Source organism: Maridesulfovibrio sp., from assembly GCF_963677005.1.
Classification (GTDB): Bacteria; Desulfobacterota; Desulfovibrionia; order Desulfovibrionales; family Desulfovibrionaceae; genus Maridesulfovibrio.
Map to the genome: position 1 here is coordinate 688887 of NZ_OY781616.1, position 15265 is coordinate 704151.

Annotated in this window: 14 protein-coding genes; 2 read left to right on the forward strand and 12 right to left on the reverse strand. The window is 50.2% G+C overall.

Annotated elements, in window-relative coordinates:
• Positions 1-287: 287 nt before the first annotated feature.
• The 10 genes from ACKU4E_RS03120 to ACKU4E_RS03165 form a co-directional block, all read right to left on the reverse strand.
• Positions 288-791 (reverse strand): DUF456 domain-containing protein, encoded by a 504-nt coding sequence (locus tag ACKU4E_RS03120; protein WP_320169629.1) that lies wholly within the window; start codon positions 789-791, stop codon positions 288-290.
• 3 nt (positions 792-794) lie between these two features.
• On the reverse strand, positions 795-2093 hold the full coding sequence (locus tag ACKU4E_RS03125; RefSeq protein WP_320169630.1) for a phenylacetate--CoA ligase: 1299 nt from the start codon (positions 2091-2093) through the stop codon (positions 795-797).
• A 53-nt stretch (positions 2094-2146) separates the two neighbouring features.
• Positions 2147-3577, reverse strand: a complete 1431-nt coding sequence (gene dnaB / locus ACKU4E_RS03130) for a replicative DNA helicase (RefSeq protein ID WP_320169631.1) — start codon at positions 3575-3577, stop codon at positions 2147-2149.
• Positions 3549-4088, reverse strand: a complete 540-nt coding sequence (rplI, locus tag ACKU4E_RS03135) for a 50S ribosomal protein L9 (RefSeq protein ID WP_320169632.1) — start codon at positions 4086-4088, stop codon at positions 3549-3551. The genes dnaB and rplI overlap by 29 nt, the downstream gene beginning before the upstream one ends.
• Before the next feature lie 9 nt (positions 4089-4097).
• Positions 4098-4358 (reverse strand): 30S ribosomal protein S18, encoded by a 261-nt coding sequence (gene rpsR / locus ACKU4E_RS03140; RefSeq protein ID WP_320169633.1) that lies wholly within the window; start codon positions 4356-4358, stop codon positions 4098-4100.
• Positions 4359-4360: 2 nt separating this feature from the next.
• Positions 4361-4672: a 30S ribosomal protein S6 gene (rpsF, locus tag ACKU4E_RS03145; RefSeq protein ID WP_320169634.1), complete on the reverse strand. Its 312-nt coding sequence runs from the start codon at positions 4670-4672 to the stop codon at positions 4361-4363.
• 252 nt (positions 4673-4924) lie between these two features.
• Positions 4925-5689, reverse strand: coding sequence for an enoyl-ACP reductase (locus ACKU4E_RS03150; RefSeq protein WP_320169635.1), 765 nt, complete (start codon positions 5687-5689; stop codon positions 4925-4927).
• A gap of 319 nt (positions 5690-6008) precedes the next feature.
• Entirely contained in the window at positions 6009-6908 is a 900-nt protein-coding gene (locus ACKU4E_RS03155; protein ID WP_320169636.1) for a phosphoribosylaminoimidazolesuccinocarboxamide synthase, read from the reverse strand.
• Positions 6909-6920: 12 nt separating this feature from the next.
• A complete protein-coding gene (hisD, locus tag ACKU4E_RS03160; protein WP_320169637.1) occupies positions 6921-8225 on the reverse strand; it encodes a histidinol dehydrogenase in 1305 nt (434 codons plus the stop codon).
• 193 nt (positions 8226-8418) lie between these two features.
• Complete coding sequence (locus ACKU4E_RS03165; protein ID WP_320169638.1) at positions 8419-9816, reverse strand: outer membrane homotrimeric porin; 1398 nt, start codon at positions 9814-9816, stop codon at positions 8419-8421.
• Between the two features lie 300 nt (positions 9817-10116).
• Here ACKU4E_RS03165 and uvrC point away from each other — a divergent pair, with 300 nt between their 5' ends.
• Both uvrC and ACKU4E_RS03175 read left to right on the forward strand, forming a co-directional pair.
• Positions 10117-11919 carry an excinuclease ABC subunit UvrC gene (gene uvrC / locus ACKU4E_RS03170; protein ID WP_320169639.1) on the forward strand — a complete coding sequence of 601 codons (1803 nt, stop codon included), beginning with the start codon at positions 10117-10119 and terminating at the stop codon, positions 11917-11919.
• 287 nt (positions 11920-12206) lie between these two features.
• Positions 12207-14069 (forward strand): KUP/HAK/KT family potassium transporter, encoded by a 1863-nt coding sequence (locus ACKU4E_RS03175; RefSeq protein ID WP_320169640.1) that lies wholly within the window; start codon positions 12207-12209, stop codon positions 14067-14069.
• Positions 14070-14112: 43 nt separating this feature from the next.
• Here ACKU4E_RS03175 and ACKU4E_RS03180 read toward each other — a convergent pair whose 3' ends face one another.
• Positions 14113-14457 (reverse strand): Hpt domain-containing protein, encoded by a 345-nt coding sequence (locus tag ACKU4E_RS03180; protein ID WP_320169641.1) that lies wholly within the window; start codon positions 14455-14457, stop codon positions 14113-14115.
• A gap of 109 nt (positions 14458-14566) precedes the next feature.
• On the reverse strand, positions 14567-15265 hold the full coding sequence (locus tag ACKU4E_RS03185; protein WP_320169642.1) for a LysR substrate-binding domain-containing protein: 699 nt from the start codon (positions 15263-15265) through the stop codon (positions 14567-14569).

Sequence of the window (15265 nt, forward strand, 5' to 3'; positions counted from 1 at the left end):
TGAATATGTTTTCGATAGTCTTGTCTGGATATTCTTTCAAAGAAAGCCGACAGCCTCGCTTTTAGGCTTTGTCGTCTTAAGTGAAAAAAAAGCAGTTCTGATTTTTATAAGTTATGATGATTAGCCGGTAAAGCGGCGAAGCCTAATTAAAAAAGTTTAGGATTCTTAAACCATTTTCAAAGGGTTTAAGGCCCCCGGCAGGCCTTGTAGCCGTTAGGCGAGAAGCTTTGGCTTCGAGTCTTACGGATACATGAGAGCAGAGATGTCGCCGAAGGCTCTTCATTTTTCTAGGCCGGCCAGATTCTGGGGATGCTGAGGGCGAACATCCATACTCCGAGACTGACCTTTATGGCCAGACCGAAGGCTTTGCCCCAGAAGGCCCCCCAGGCCGACAGCTTTGCCTCTTCGAAACTTCTGCCGTGGCTGAGTTCGAGAATCAGACAACCTCCGAAAGAACCGAGCAGGGCTCCGGGCAGTGCTCCGAGCCCGAAGAAAAACGGTGCGCCCAGAATTGCGCCTCCGATGGCTCCTATGAAAGCTCCGATGTTTCCCCGGCCGCTGGCTCCGTACTTCTTTCCGCCGAAATACTGGGAGGCGAATTCCATTATTTCTCCGACCAGAGCAATGGCTCCGAGAATCATGATGAAATCCCAGCTCATTGCGCTCGGCTGATACAGTTTCCAGATTGCGGCAAGGGCCAGCACCAGCCAGTTGGCAGGCAGTCCGAATATGTGCAGGGCCAGTGAGCAGAGCATGAGCAGTATCACCAGCACCGCAAGTGCAGTAATCATCCGTTAATCCTCTACGTCTCTCAGGTCTATAACCCGCTGAGCCTTTCCTTCCGATTTGGGGATGGAGTTGTGCTGTACAAGCTCAATCCTGGGAGTAACAAGTATCTCATCGCGAAGCAGGGAGGAAAGTTTTTTCTGCAATCCCTGCAGGGCCCGCATGTCTTCTACAAAGAATTCGTCCTTGACTTCAACCTTGACCCTGATCTGATCAATGAATCCTTCCTTGATCAGTTCGATAACATAGTTCTGGGCCACTTCGGGAACTCCCATGATGATTTTTTCAATCTGCATGGGATAAATGTTTACGCCCTTGATGATAAGCATGTCATCAGCGCGGCCGAGGATGCGGTCTATGCGGCGGGAAGTTCTCCCGCATTTGCATTCACCCGGCAGAAAGCGGGTGAGGTCTTTTGTGCGGTAGCGGATTATGGGCATCCCTTCGCGGGTGATGGTGGTCATGACCAGTTCGCCCACTTCTCCGTCTTCAACAGGTTCTCCTGTTTCGGGATTAACTATTTCCGCTATGAAGGCGTCTTCCCACACGTGCATACCGTTCTGCTCGGTACATTCAAAGGCTACACCGGGACCGTTCATTTCCGAGAGCCCATAGGAGTTGTAGGCCTTGATGTGCATCAGTTCTTCAATTTTTCTGCGGGTATGTTCGGTGTGCGGCTCGGCTCCGATAAGGGCTGTTTTCCATGGCATTTCTGCCGGTTCAAAGCCTTCCTCGCGGACCTTGCCTGCAAAATAAAGTGCGAAAGAGGGAATGATGTGCAGGGCGGTGACATTGAAATCGCGGATGAGTTTGATCTGCCGTTTTGTGTTTCCCGCACCGGCCGGGATGGTCAGGCAGCCAAGCCGTTCAGCACCGTAGTGGATGCCGAGCCCGCCGGTAAAAAGACCGTATCCGGACATGTTCTGGAAAACGTCACTGCGCCTTATGCCAATGGCGTACATTGACCGGGCCATGAGATCGGCCCAGGTATCAAGGTCTTTCTGGGTATAGAAGACAGCGGTGGGGGTGCCGGTAGTCCCGGAAGATGCGTGCAGACGGACAAATTCATCCAGCGGTTTGGTCAGCAGTCCGTATGGATACTGTGAACGCAGGTCGTCCTTGGTGGTAAAGGGAAATTTGCGGATGTCGTCTACACAGGAGATTGACGAAGGACTGAGATTGTTCTTTTTGAAAACTTCACTGTAATACGGAGAATCGGCCGCCCGCTCGACAGTCTTTTTCAACCTTTTTACCTGGAGTTTTTCCAGTTCCTTGCGTTCGAGGGTCTCGGCTTCGTGAAAGTACATATTCTGTCTCCGTGTAGTTGTTGGCTGTGGGCCACATCAAGAATATGTATCCGTTATTCGTCACCATATTCTGACGGGTATGTTTCCGGGCTCGGGTTTTCAAAGGCCGTGTAGCTCCCGAAGAAGCGCAGCTGCACTATTCCGGTAGGGCCGTTACGCTGCTTGCCGATGATAACCTCGGCAGTATTCGTAAGCGGTTTGTCCTCTTTCTTGTTGTAGAAGTCCTCGCGAAAGAGAAAGAGGATGATGTCCGCGTCCTGCTCGATAGCACCGGATTCACGCAGGTCCGACATCATGGGCCGTTTGTCGGTACGCTCCTCAACTTTGCGGTTAAGCTGCGACAGGGCTATTACTGGGATATTCAGCTCCTTGGCTAGAGCCTTGAGGGATCTTGAAATATCGGAAATTTCCTGTTCACGCGAGTCAACCCTGGCACTGGACCTCATGAGCTGGAGATAATCGATCATAACCAGCCCCAGGTTGTGCTGGGATTTGAGCCTGCGGCAGCGGGCCCTGAGTTCCATGGTAGAAATTGCAGGGGTATCGTCTATGAAAAGAGGAGCTTGTGAGAGATCATTAGCTGCATCGTAAAGTTTTGTCCAGTCCTCGTCATCCAACTGGCCGGTTCTCAGGCGCGACAGATCCACTTTCCCGTGGCAGGCAAGCATACGGCTCATCAACTGGCCCATGGACATTTCAAGGGAGAATACGGCAGTGGTCACTCCGCTGTGGATGGCTGCACGCATGGCAACGTTCAGGGCAAAGGCTGTTTTACCCATACTCGGGCGCCCTGCGATAATGATCAGGTCCGAATTCTGCAACCCGGCAGTCATTTCATCAAAACGGTGATAAGTGGTCTGGATTCCTGTGATCAGGGATTTGCTGTCGACCCTGCGTTCCAATTCCTTGAAAACATCAGCTACGAGTTCCTTACTGCCCTTGATGGTGGTATTTTTTCTGGCATCAGTGATCTCAAAGATGGACTGTTCGGAATGATCAAGCAGTTCCTTTACGTCCTGAGTTTCAAAGCTTTCGTTGATTATTCCGGCCGCAGTGTCGATAAGTCTGCGCTGGATGGCTTTTTCTGAAACTATTTCTGCGTGATGCAGGGCGTTTGCAGCGCTTACCACCGAGTTCGCCAGTTCGGCCAGATATACCGGGCCGCCGACGCTGTCTATTTTGGCTCCGGCAGTCAGGTATTCGTTTACCGTGACCAGATCTATCGGTGAGTTCTTGGAGTAGAGCGCTTCGAATGCCCGGAAGATTTCCTGATGGGCAGGGGAGTAGAAATCATCGGAGTTGACGATGTCTACCAGGTCGTTGAAAATGGTATTACTAAGGAAAACCCCGCCGATCACAGCCTGCTCGGCTTCGAGGTTGTGGGGAGGGACTTTGCGCAGTAAATCGGACGAAGCGTCGTTTGACGCTCCGCCCGATTTGTAATCTGAGCCTGAATTATGCTTCTTCTGTCTCTGCTTCTGCATCTGCTGCAACATCTTCAGCTGCGGTTTCGGCTTCAGCTTCTTCGACAGGCTCTTCTTCTACCGGTGCGCCTACTTTGGCAACAACCAGTTTTACTTCACCGCGTACTTCGGGGTGAAGCTTGATTTCGATTTCGTATTCGCCCAGGGAGCGGATAGGATCGGACAGCAGAATTTTTCTGCGGTCGATATCAAAACCCAGTTCTTCGATAGCTTCGGCAATGTTTACTGCGGTAACGGAACCGTAGAGTTTATCGCCTTCACCAACGCGAACTTCGATTTTGATTTCAATTTCAGCAAGCCTGTCCCTGAGGCCTTCGGCCTGGGTACGGAGGTTGTCTGCCATTTCCTGAAGCTTTCTCTTCTCAAGTTCAAACTGCTTGAGGTTGGCTTCGGAAGCGGGCATGGCCAGTCCCTGAGGAATCAGGTAGTTGCGGCCGTAACCGGGCTTGACGGATACAATTTCGCCAAGGCGTCCGAGAGCGTCTACATCGGCACGTAAAATCAGTTTCATGTCGTCCCCCTAGATGCTCTTTTTCTTTACTTCAGTGCTGTGCACGGTGGTGTAAAGCATAAGGGCCATCTGTCTGGAACGTTTGATTTCAGTGGTCAGACGACGCTGATGCTTGGCGCATGTACCGGTAATTCTGCGGGCAATGATTTTGCCGCGTTCGGTTACAAAGTCCTTGAGAATGTCGGGACGTTTATAATCGAGAGGAAGGTTCGGGTCGGCGCAGAAGCGGCAGAACTTTCTCTTGGGAGTGAACTTTTTCTTGAATGCCATGATTAAGCCTCCTGTTCCTGTTCTTTATCGTCAAGTTTGACGGTAACGAACTTGAAAATGCCGTCGGTGATACGGATGTTGCGTTCGAGTTCGGCAACCAGCGGACCGGGTGCGGTGATAACGAGACGCACGTAGTATCCACGGGTCTGGTTCTGGACAGGGTAAGCCAACTGGCGGGAACCCCAATCGTCGATTTCGTCCATCTTTCCGCCTTCGCGGTCGATGATTGCGATGAGTCCTTCAACGATTTCCTTGCGGCTGTCGCTTGCAAGTTCAGGGCTCAAAAGCAAAAGCACTTCATACTTTCTGAGCATTAATAAATCCTCCTTGTGGTCTGTGGCCCTTTCCTTAAAGTAAGGGCAAGGCAAAAAGGGATCATTATTCCCTTGCCCGACTCATGTCAAGCCGGAAAGGCAATATATCCCAAAATTTGAAAAGCCGGAAGCTGATTTGCTTCCGGCCTCTGTTTTCTTCTGTAATGTGCAGAGCTGAGTGGGCAATAAGTCTTTCCGTACGTAGAGTCCTACGGGTTGCTAGCCTGACTGTTCTGCTTCTGTTCAGCCGAGTTAAATACCGGTTGTGTTGTAGCCGCTGTCCACGAAATGCACTTCTCCGGTTACACCGCTGGCAAGGTCTGAAGCAAGGTATACAGCTGATTTGCCTACGTCTTCAGTGGTGACGTTGCGGCCGAGAGGTGCGCGTTCTTCGATATGTGCGAAGATGGACTTGAAACCTGATATGCCCGAGGATGCCAGGGTCTTTATGGGACCGGCGCTCAGAGCGTTTACCCGGATGTCCTTTTTGCCCATGTCAACGGCCAGATAGCGAACGCTTGCTTCAAGGGCTGCTTTTGCCACACCCATTACATTGTAGTTGGTGATGGCCTTAGTCGATCCCAGATATGTCATGGCCATTACTGATGAGCCGGGCTTGAGCAGAGGCTCGTAGGCATGACAGAGGCTGACCAGAGAATAGGACGAAACGTCCAGAGCAAGGTGGAAGCCGTCGCGGGAAGTATCGATGTAGCGGTTTTTGAGGTCATCACGGTTGGCGAATGCCACGGAGTGAACAAGGATGTCCGCATCTCCCCATTTTTCTTTTACAAGGGCAGCGGACTGTGCAACGCTTTCATCGCTGCTTACATCACACTGGAAGGTGAACTCTCCGCCCAGTTCCTCGCTGATGGGGTCTACACGTTTCTGAATTGCTTCGTTGACGTAGCTGAAGGCCACTCTGGCTCCGTGCGCTTTGAATTGCTGGGCTATGCCGTAGGCAATGCTTTTGTCATTTGCAACTCCGAAAATCAGTGCTTTTTTTCCTTCCAGCAGCATTGGTATCTCCTTGTTTTGTCATTCTGTACTGTTCCGGCATCCAAGTAGTGACTGTTGCCGAATTTCCCTCCGATACCTTATGCATCGCTAACGAGGGAGAACGCTTCATAATGCCTTCCAGTGCCGATTAATCAGCAGAGTCCGGAAGGAGAATATAGTTATAGTTTGCGCAATATTTTCAGGTTGACGGGATGAACCGTAAAAAAAAGATTCATCTCGCCCCCGAAGCCCGGACCGTCCTGAGAATTCATGATCAGTCTTTGCGCGGGCGGGTCCGCAATCAGCAGACAGCCGGGGTTGCGGATTTGGCACATGGATATCAGCCGAGTTCTTTCCCGGTCAGGAGCGTGAACGCTTCCATGTATTTCTGTCTTGTTCTGGCAGCGATATCAGCGGGTATTTTCGGTGCCGGAGGCTGTTTGTTGAATTTGATTTCAGTCAGCCAGTCGCGAAGATACTGCTTGTCGAAGCTGGGTTGGGATTTCCCCGGTTCGTAGCCTTCCATGGGCCAGAAGCGCGAAGAGTCCGGAGTCAGTACTTCGTCAATGAGAATCAGTTCCCCGTCAACAATTCCGAATTCGAATTTGGTATCTGCTATGATGATGCCTTTTTCACGGGCGTAATCACGTCCGCGGCGGTAGATGGACAGGGTAACGTCCTGAACTTTTTCAAGCAGATCGGAACCGAGCATTTCCATGGCCTTGTCAACGGTGATATTTTCATCGTGCTCACCCAGATCCGCTTTGGTGGACGGGGTGAAAAGAGGCTGCTCAAGCATGTCCGATTCCTGCAGACCGGCAGGCAGTTTATGGCCGGACACTTCTCCGGTGGCAAGGTAGTCCTTCCAGCCGGAACCGGTGATGTAGCCGCGCACGATGCACTCTATGGGCAGGGGCTGGGCCTTCTTGACCAGAACGGAGCGGCCTTCAAGCTGGTCGCGGTACTTGTGGAGCACTTCGGGATAATCTTCCACATCTGAAGCAATCAGGTGGTTGGGAACGATGTCCTTGAACATGTCCATCCAGAACAGAGTGATCTGGTTGAGTATTTTGCCTTTATCTTCAATGGGATCGGGCATGATCACATCGTAGGCGGAAATTCTGTCCGTGGTGACCAGAAGCAGTTTATCGCCTTCAACTTCGTAAATGTCGCGAACTTTACCGCGGGAGAGCAGTTTCAGTTCTTTGATATCAGTTTCAATTACATATGATTTGGACATCAGTGTATCCTCTTATTTTAGACGTGTTTCAATGGAGCGGGCGTGGGCTTCGAGTCCTTCGAGCCTGGCCAGTCTCGCGATCTTGCCGCCGTGGCGGTTTACATAATTCCGATCAGTATAGATCAGGCTGCTCTTTTTAGTAAAGGTCTCCACCGAAAGCGCGGATGAAAACCTTGCTGTGCCGACAGTCGGCAGCACATGGTTGGGGCCTGCAAAGTAATCCCCGACCGGTTCAGGGGTGTAGTGCCCCATGAAAATTGCACCGGCATGTTTGATGAGTCCCAGTGAGCTCCAGGGGTCTTCAAAGGCCAGTTCAAGGTGTTCGGGAGCCATGTTGTTGACGAATTCGATTCCGGTATCGCGATCGGGAACGGTGACTATTGCTCCCCAGTCTTCTAGTGATTTGAGCGCAATTGTGCCTCTTGGAAGCAAGGCGGCCTGTTTTTTCAGCTCTTCCTTGACCTTGGGGCCGAGATTTTCGTCCCATGTGATGAGTATGGATGCTGCAAGAGGATCGTGTTCGGCCTGTGAAAGCAGGTCCGCGGCAACCCAAACCGGATCAGCGTGTTCGTCTGCAAGTATGGCCACTTCGCTCGGTCCGGCGATCATGTCGATTCCGACTTCGCCGACCAACTGTGCTTTGGCGGTAGCCACAAATATGTTCCCCGGTCCTGCGAGAACATCACACGGGGCAATGGTTTCGGTTCCATATGCCAGAGCGGCGATAGCCCATGCCGAACCGCAGGCGTAAATTTCATTTATCCCCAGTTCCTGAGCCGTAGCCAGTATGTAGGGGTTCAGTGTTCCGTCCGCACGGGGCGGTGAAATAACCGCGATGCTTTTGACCCCGGCCACCTGAGCAGGAACCGCATTCATTATCATGCTGGAGATAAGAGGGGTTTCGCCTCCCTGGCCGCCGGGAACATACAGTCCCACACGGTCAACCGGTCGGATCAGCTGGCCCAGAATTGTTCCGTCTTCCCCTGTCGTCCACCATGATTCTGTCAACTGCTTGCGGTGAAAATTGCGAACATTGCGAATAGCTTCTTCAATTATTTCCAGGTCGTTGGTTTTGACTTCGGTGTAGGCGAGCCTGGCCTGATCCGTGGAAACCTTGAGCTTTTCACGGCTGAATTCAGGACAGTCGAATTTGCGGGTGTAGTCCACGAGGGCTTTGTCTCCCTCGGATTTAACTGCGGCCAGGATTTCCTGAACAATGGAAGCCACCTTGCTGTCCGGGTTGACCCGTCCGGCAAGCCATTCCTTTACTTCGCTCCAGTCTTTTTGGCCGGAGTAATTGATGTCTCTGCAAGGCATAGAAGTTTCCTTCATTTAATGATGTGAAAAAAATGTATGGTTAACTGAAGAATAGTTTTCAAGATGTGTTTGTCCATTAGCGCAATGCTTTTCAAAAGTCGAGAAGAATAGGGGGCGCTGTCGGTAAACTAAAAAGGGCCGGAAGCAGTTGCTTCCGGCCCCCGGCGTCAGGACTTTAATGTTCTAAGATTTATTAGAACTTGTAAACGAGACCAACTGCGAACTTGAGCATGGGATCGTCTTTGCCGTCACGGTTAGTGTCGTAAGAATCCCAAACGCCTCTGTCGAGGTCAACGTCTACGTAACCGAATTCAACGATAGCTGCCAGTTCGTCGTAGATCTGGTAGTTGGTGTTGAAGTCGATTTCAAAGAACTGGTCTTTGGTGGTCAGGAACTTGCCGTCAGCACTGATGTTGGTCAGTCCGCCAGCGGCTGCGTTCTGGATCAGGTCTTTGTCGTTGGTACCCTTTCCGTACAGGAAGATCAGGTCGTGGCTCAGTTTATCCAGGAAGGAGATGTTTTCAAGAGCAAGACCGATGGTCCAGAAACCGACCTGGTTCTGATCATCAAGGTCAGTAGAGGTCAGAGCGGAACCACCGAAGTAGGTGGTACCCATTGCCCAGTCATTGTTGATGGAGGGCAGACGTTCGGAACCGTTGTCGGTTTTGTCGTCTTCACCGGTGGAGTATGCGAACATCAGTTTGGGCTGTACGAAGTCCAGACCGGTGTAAGCGAGGTCGGCGTCGAAGAGCAGACCGGAACGGTCATTGCGTTTCTGGTTGGCATCGATAGCACCGTAAACGATATCAGCGTTGAAAACGATGGGATCGAACATGGTCAGGGAGAAGGAAGTACCAAGCCACCATGCGGAAAGGTTCTTGTTGAAATTGGTTGCACCGGGAGCAGTCAAGCCTTTGTCGGCTGCAACTTCGTTGTAGGAATCTTTGCCGATCAGGCCGTACATGAAGTACGGGGTAGCTTCCATGCCATCGATGGTGATGGGCAGAGCTGCGTAGAACAGATCGATTTCATCGTCGTATTCCATAGCAGTGGTGGTGGTGTGAGCGTTGTCGGTAGAGTTCTTGTCGTATGCACGGATGTAACCGAGGGTCAGACCGAGCTGGTCGATGATCGGGGTTTCTACGAACAGTGCGCCTGCATCGAGGTCACCAAGAACCATGTTGCCGGAAGCAGCGCCGGGCAGGTTGATGGAAAAGATACCTGCGGTGGTCAGAACTTCAGTTCCGGGGAAACGGTACTGCAGGAACATTCTTTTGATGCCCAGAGCACGGTCAGTGGAGCCGGAGCTCATATCGGAATCAGAACCACCTACGCGGGTTTTGTATTCAACATACAATTCGGACATCAGGTTTTCGTTTGCGATGAAACGGAACTGAGTACGAGCACGGAAGTAGAAGTTCAGGTCGTCTTCCTGGTTGCCGTTGTGTTTGGCGGAAAGGAAGTCGCTGTTGTCCATGATGTTCATCTGGAACTGGAACTGGCCTTTAGCTTCCAGATCAACTGCGGAAGCAGAAGCGGCGAAGCCCAGAACCAGAGTTGCCAGGATGGCAAGAATGGTAAGTTTTTTCATTTAATTATTCCTTCTTTTGCTGAATAACTGTTTGGCAATATTGCCTGACGCCTACCTTCAGTGACATTTCTAGCCGTTCATTAATCGCATTGCAAGCTTAAAATTACATTTTTTTGACTGAGGTTAAATTTTTTTTACCGTATAATTTTTTTTACTCTCGGATTGTTTTAAAAATATAGAAAATGTTTAGACTTAGAACAAAGGACAGTGTGGTCCTTTGTTGACAAGGGTTTTGCTCGGATATATCCCGTAAAAAGGGTTATGCAGCCCGGTTTAAATTTTTTTACGGATGTTTTTGTCATGAATTTTGAATTTGTCAGTGCCGATTACCCGACATCTCCCGGAGTGTACCTTATGAAGGATACTCTTGGCCGGATTATATATGTAGGAAAAGCCAGAGATCTGCGTCGAAGGCTTTCGTCCTATTTTCGGGCTGTTCAGAAACACACGCCTAAAACCAGGGTGCTTGTCTCGAAAATCAGGGCTATTGATACAATGGTGACTGCGACAGAGAAAGAAGCCCTGCTGCTTGAAGCAAGTCTGATCAAAAAGCACCGGCCCCGGTATAATGTCGTCCTGCGCGATGATAAACAGTATGTGCTTTTTCAATTGGATAAAAAATCCGAGTACCCGCGTCTGCGATTGACCAGAAAGGTAGTCAGGGACGGCTCGGTGTATTTCGGTCCTTATACATCCAGCTACTATGCGCGAGAAACCTGGAAACTGCTGGGCAAGGTCTTTCCGCTGCGCAAGTGTTCGGACTCGGCTTTTAAGAATAGGGTCCGGCCCTGTCTCTATCATGATATGAAGCAGTGCCTTGGGCCCTGCGTCAATGTTATTCCCCATGATGAATACATGGGCATGGTTCGCAAGGTGGAGATGCTCCTTTCGGGAAGAGCCGGGGACCTGCTGGCTTTTTTACGAAAAGAAATGGACACCGCTGCTGCCGCATTGGAGTATGAACGGGCCGCAGTTTTTCGGGATCAGATCAAAGCCGTGACCAAGACTGTCGAAAAGCAGTCGGTTGTCCTTGGAGAAAGGACGGATATTGATGTCCTGGGTTTGTCCGAATCCGATCGCGGAGTTGCTCTGGGGCTTCTCTTCGTGCGCAGGGGGCGGCTTCTGGACAAGAAAAATTTTTTCTGGCCCGGACTTAGTCTTGAAGACGGGGAGGAAATTCTGCAGAGTTTCATTGCCCAGTTTTACACCGCTACGAAATTCATTCCTACCCGGCTGATTGTTCCGTTCGAGTTTGATATGGACGGTTCCGCCGAGATTCTTTCGGATAGGAGCCGGACTCCTGTGCGCATTGTAACCGCCCATACCGGAGAGGAAAAACGACTTCTTGAAATCGCCCGGAAGAATGCGGCCATCGGGGCGAGGGAGAAAAAGAATGATTCGATTCTTGATGTTCTGGCGGCCAAACTGCATCTTCAGGGGCTACCGAATCGTATCGAATGTATTGATGCCTCGCATCTTGGCGGGGAAGGCATGCGTGTCGGCATGGTTGTTTACGAAGAGGCCGGGGCGGAAAAGTCGCAGTACCGGACCTATTCCTTTCCGGAATTGGAACATTCCTCCGATGATTACGCCGCTCTGTACAGCTGGGTTGTCAGGCGGATAGAATCCGGACCGCCATGGGCCGACCTTATATTGATTGATGGCGGCAGGGGACAACTGGCTTCTGTTGAAAAGGCTTTTGCCGATAACTGGAAAGAAGAGGGACCGATACCGCAATTTGCCTCCATAGCCAAAGGCCCGACCCGTAAGGCAGGTGAGCTTGAAGACCGGATTTTTCTGCCCGGACGCAAGAATCATCTCCCGCTCAAGGGTGGCAGTCCCGAACTTCTGTTTCTGCAACGCGTGCGGGATGAGGCGCACAGGTTCGTAATCGGCAGGCAGCGCAAGTCACGGAAAAAGAAAGTGTTGCAGAGTGAGGTCCTTTCTCTTCCGGGAATAGGGCCGAAAACTGCCCGGCTGCTTTGGGATGCCTTCGGGGCCGTGGACAGGATGAAAGCCGCCACAGAGGAAGAATTGGCCGGGATTACGGGCATAGGTAAAAAACGTGCGCGGCAGATTTATGAAGCCTTCAAGGATGTTTAGTCTGGATATTTCGTAATATGGTTATTGCCTTAGTTCTGCAAATTTTTGATTTTAGTGACGACTTTCAATGCAGCAATTTTAAATTATCAGGGAGTCCAAAGGCCCATCAGCCCTTAGGCGAGATGCTTTGCTTCAAGTCTTAGGGATGTGGAGAGCAGAGATTGATTATCCCCTTTGGCCGTCGGAGACGAAATCAAATTATCAAAAGCTCGAGGCGCATCAAATTCAGTTTATTAAATGTGTTTTGTGCGGAGTTAGGGAACAACCTCGTGAGGGATAATCCTGTTATGAAGAAGATAGATTCGGAAAAAAGACAGATCAAACTGGCCCTTGGTGCTCTAGGGGTTGTTTTCGGAGATATCGGTACCAGTCCGTTGTACGCCATGAAGGCCTGTTTCAGCGGGCATCACGCCATCCCTCTCAATCCGGCCAATGTTCTTGGAGTGCTTTCGCTCATTATCTGGTCTTTACTGATCGTTATCTGTTTGAAATATGTAACCTTCGTCATGGCTGCAGATAATGAAGGGGAGGGGGGGATTTTCGCTCTGTATGAACTGGTCTGCACCAAAAGCAAATGCCGGTCCCTGTCCTTTATGCTGATTGCCGCTATGATAGGCGGGGCGTTGCTTTACGGAGACGGAGTGATAACTCCGGCCATCTCCGTCCTTTCCGCAGTGGAAGGGCTGGATGTGGCCACAACGGCGGCCCATGCTTATACCACACACATTTCCTGCGCCATACTTCTGGGCCTTTTTGCCTTTCAGAGCAGCGGAACGGACAGGATCGGCAAGCTGTTCGGTCCGGTTATGCTTGTCTGGTTCTCGTTGACAGGGGTTTACGGGTTTCTTGCTGCGAGCCACAATCCGGAGGTTTTGCAGGCCTTCAGTCCTTACTATGCGGTACGTTTTTTCGCGGATAACGGGCTGGCCGGATGCATGGTGCTTGGGGCGGTGGTTCTTTGTGTAACCGGAGGGGAGGCCCTTTTTGCCGATATGGGACATTTCGGCCGCAAGCCGATCACGGTGTCCTGGTATCTTGTTGCCCTTCCAAGCCTGCTGCTTAATTATCTGGGACAGGGGGCAATTCTCACAGCCCGTCCGGAAACGATAATCAATCCGTTTTTCAGCCTTTTCCCTAAATATCTTATGCTGCCCATGGTCGGTCTGGCTACGCTGGCGGCAATAATTGCTTCTCAGGCCATAATTTCCGGGGCTTTTTCGCTTACTGCCCAGGCTGTGCATCTGGGATTCATTCCGCGCATCCGCATTGTCCAGACATCCGAGGACAATCCCGGGCAGGTTTATGTGCGTTCAGTTAACTGGATAATGGCTGTGCTGTGTATTCTGCTGGTTATTCTGTTCAAAGGGTCCGAGCATCTTGCCGGGGCATACGGCATTGCCATTACCGGGACCATGGTCATTACAACATATCTTTTCTGGTTTTATCTGCGCGAACGAAAGTGGCCTGTTTTTGCCGCCGCCGTTCTTACAGGATTTTTTGCCGTGTTCGATATCGGCTTTTTCGTAGTCAATTTTACAAAAATTTCCGGTGGCGGATGGTTCCCCATTGCCCTTGCGGGAATCATTTCCTACGCCATGTATGTGTGGATATGGGGACGTGCGCGTATGCGCGAGAACCTGCGGTTACGAGGACTTGAAGTTCGTGATCTTGAGTCTGAAATAGAAAAATATATGCTGGCCAAGGTTCCCGGTGAAGCTGTTTTCATGACTGCATCGGACTTTGTTCCGCATGCCTTTCTGCAGCACCTGCGTAATAACAGGGTGGTGCATGAGAAGCTTGTTTTTCTGCGCGTAAGAACTTCAAGCGAGCCTTTTCTGGACCCGCATAAACGTATTGTCGTAAAAAATATTGATAAGAATATATGGTGGTTGACTGTTAATTACGGTTTTATGGAAAAACCGAATCTATCGCTTGCACTGGTGCAGTCCTGGAACCAGATCGGTATAAGCAGTGCAGACAGCTATTTTTATGTGGGTCAGGTTCTGTTCCGGTTCAATGAGAATAACAATAGATCCCGGTTCAGAAGAAGATTGTTTATCAAGCTTAATGCCGTGGCTGAAGAGCCTTTGAATTATTTAAAAATTCCGGCCGAAAAGGTGATTACGATAGGTACTTCAGTTCTGGTCTGATGTGTGGCGTGGATCTGCGCGCAGGTAATTTTTTGAAAGGGGGTCAGTTTACATACTTGCTCATGAAATCGTAGACTTGTTTCATTTCGTCTTCAAGCAGGAGCAGGTTCTGCATTGACTCTTCCCTGTTGCCGTCACGGGCGCTGTACTCAAGTCTGAGGCATGCCTCCCGGACCCGGTCGGCCCCCATGGTGGCGGCTGCTCCTTTGAGAGAATGGGCCAGATATTTCAGTTCGTCCATTTCTTCGGATTCCAGGGCTGCTCTGATCTTGTGGACCCGGGCAGGTTCATCGCGCAAAAAAACATTAAAAAGTTTAATGAGAAAATCTTTTTTTGTCGCGGACATGGTAGCAAGCCAATCTTTGTTGATAACTTCTTGAGCGTTCATCCCTTCTTTATAATGTAAAACAAAATCTATTTCTATAGCTTTTCAGCCTTCAAGAGGAGAAAGGAATCAGATTTTAATATTGAACGGGATTGATTCTCTTTGGTTGAATTTATAGCGAGTTAAAAATCTTATCGTCCCCACGCATAATGTTTAAAATAAAATCAATTGTCTCTTTGACTCGTGTCAACTTACTTGAATCAGGGTTGACCTGTATCCAGAACTCCCTTTCAACGTATTTGTCAGGCAGAATCCGGACAAGGTCGGATTCAGTCTGAATCATGAAAAAAGGCAGGACCCCGATACCCGCTCCGGCCTTTATCGCACTCATTTGACCCAGCACGGTTGAACTGCGAAAAACAGTTCTGGCAGCAGGGAATATTTCCTCTAAAAATCTCAGTCGCTGGTCGTACAGAAGGTCATCTATATACCCGATAAGCCGGTGTTCATTAAGGTCTGCAACATCCTGTATAGCCGGTGTGCTTTTCAGATACTCTATGCTTGCAAACAATCCGAATTTATAACTTATGATTTTTTCAACCATGATTCGTTTTGCTGTAGGCCTTGTCACCGTTATCAATATGTCTACTTCTCTTTTGGACAGGCTGTAATAAATAGGGACAGATACAAGCTCCACCTCCAGCAACGGATTTTTTTCCTGCAAAGCCTTAAGCTCTGAAGCAAGGTAGCAGTTACCCAGGCCGTCAGGAGTTCCTATGCGTATTTTCCCGGTCAATTGCTGGCTGTTTACGGAAATATGTTCCTTGAATTTCAGCGCTGAGCGTTCAAATTCCTCTGCAAAGGGAATCAT